This is a genomic window from Isoptericola sp. NPDC060257 (genome assembly GCF_042726645.1).
Taxonomy (GTDB): Bacteria; Actinomycetota; Actinomycetes; order Actinomycetales; family Cellulomonadaceae; genus Isoptericola; species Isoptericola nanjingensis.
In genome coordinates this window covers 1-1,814 of sequence record NZ_JBHXAW010000464.1, presented here as the reverse complement: position 1 = coordinate 1,814, position 1,814 = coordinate 1, and the positions used below count along the sequence as shown (strand labels likewise).

Annotated in this window: 2 protein-coding genes; both read right to left on the bottom strand. The window is 74.9% G+C overall.

What is annotated here, in order from left to right; translation table 11 throughout:
• Window positions 1-49: 49 nt before the first annotated feature.
• A complete protein-coding gene (locus ACFWEK_RS21330) occupies window positions 50-1,306 on the bottom strand; it encodes a DUF6986 family protein (protein WP_430545887.1) in 1,257 nt (418 codons plus the stop codon).
• Window positions 1,303-1,814, bottom strand: a 512-nt coding sequence (locus ACFWEK_RS21325) for a malic enzyme-like NAD(P)-binding protein (protein ID WP_430555340.1), incomplete at its 5' end; no start/stop codon positions are given. The genes ACFWEK_RS21325 and ACFWEK_RS21330, both read right to left, overlap by 4 nt.

Here is a 1,814-nt window from a genome sequence, read left to right as displayed (position 1 = left end):
ACGTCCTGCCGGGCCGTCGTGGCCGTGCGCTGCGCCGATACCCGGGACGTCAGCCCCCGAGCGGGCGCGTCACGATCGCCGTGAGCTCGGCCGGCTGCAGGCCGGTGCGCTCCACGATCTCGTCGGCGCCCAGGGCTCCGCAGTCGACGCCGCGCTTGAGGTACCACGCGAGCGCCTTGGCGGTGGCGGGCTCGTCGAGCACGGCCCCCTCCACCTCGTTCACATAGTTCGACAGCCGCTCGGCCGCCGGCTCGAAGCCCTCGCGGTAGAACGCGTACGTCGCCGCGAACCGGCTCGGCAGCTGGGCCGGGTGCAGGTCCCAGCCCTGGTAGAAGCCGCGCTCCAGCGAGCGCCGCACGAGGCGACCGTGGTTCGCCCACGCGGCGCGCACCTGTGCGCCGTCGCCGACCGGCAGCACGTTCGTCGACCCGTCGGACAGGCGCACGCCCGTCCCGGCGGACGCGAGCTGCATGACCTCCTTGGCGAGGTCCGCCGCCGGGTGCTCCATCGACTGGTACGCCGCGGCGATGCCGAGCGACGCCGAGTAGTCGTACGTGCCGTAGTGCAGGCCGCTCACGCGCCCCGTCCCCGCGTGGATCATCCGCGCCACGGTCGCGGTGCCCGCGGAGTCGAGGATCGACTGCGGCGTCTCCACCTGCACCTCGAAGCGCAGGCGCCCGGCCGGCAGGCCGTTCGCCTCCTCCAGCCGCTCGCAGACGGCGACCATCGCCTCGACCTGCACGACGCCGGTCACCTTCGGCAGGGTGAGCACGAGCCCGTCGGGCAGGTCGCCCGACGCCGCGAGCGTGCTGACGAACACGTCCAGCGTGCGCAGGCCGCGCGCCCGGGTGGGCCGCTCGAAGCACTTGAACCGGATGCCGACGAACGGCGTCGCTCCCCCGGCGTCCAGCTCGGCGCGCAGCGCGGCGGCCGCGGCGGCGGTCACCTCGTCCTCGTCGGCGTCCGGGTGGGTGCCGTACCCGTCCTCGAGGTCGATGCGCAGGTCCTCGATCGGCTCGGCGGCGAGCTTGCGCTGCACCTGGGCCGCGACCGCCTCGCGCAGGTCGTCCCGCACGCCGACGGCGTCCAGCAGCGCGTCCGTGCCCTGTGCCTCGACGGCCGCGAGAGCCTGCGCGCCCCAGTCCCCCGCGAGCCCGGCCGCGTACCGGTGCGCCGGCACGTACACGGTGTGCACGGGCTGGCGCGTGCCGTCGTCGCCCGGGTAGGCGCGCTCGAGGTGGGCGTCGTGCGCGGCGAGCCGCCGCTCGACGTCGTCGAGCGCGGCCTGGTCGAGGGACGCCTTCATCGGGCCACCGCCGCGCCCTCGGCCTGCAGCGCACGGCCGAGGTGCTGGGCCAGGTGCTCGGCGTCCTCGGCACGGTGCTCCGCCACCGGGACCTCCTTGAGGCCCTCGGCCCGGACGGCCTCCGCGACGGCCTCGGCGACGCGGCTGTCGAACACGCCCGGGATGATGAAGGCGGAGTTGAGCTCGTCCTCGCTCACCACCGACGAGATCGCGACCGCGGCCACGCGCAGCATCTCGTCCGTGATCTGCGTGGCGCCCGCGTCGAGCAGGCCGCGGAACAGGCCCGGGAACGCCAGCACGTTGTTGATCTGGTTCGGGTAGTCGCTGCGGCCGGTCGCCACGACGGCGGCCGTCTCGCCCGCGGCGATCGGGTCGACCTCGGGCGTCGGGTTCGCGAGGGCGAACACGATCGCGTCGTCGCTCATCGCCGCGACGTCCGCGCCCGTGAGGATGTTGCCCGCCGAGACGCCCACGAAGACGTCGGCACCGACGAGCCCCTCCTTGAGGG

Excerpts from the sequence above, each read along its gene's own strand:
- ACFWEK_RS21330 (WP_430545887.1), bottom strand. The coding sequence starts at position 1,306 with ATGAAGGCGTCCCTCGACCAGGCCGCGCTCGACGACGTCGAGCGGCGG.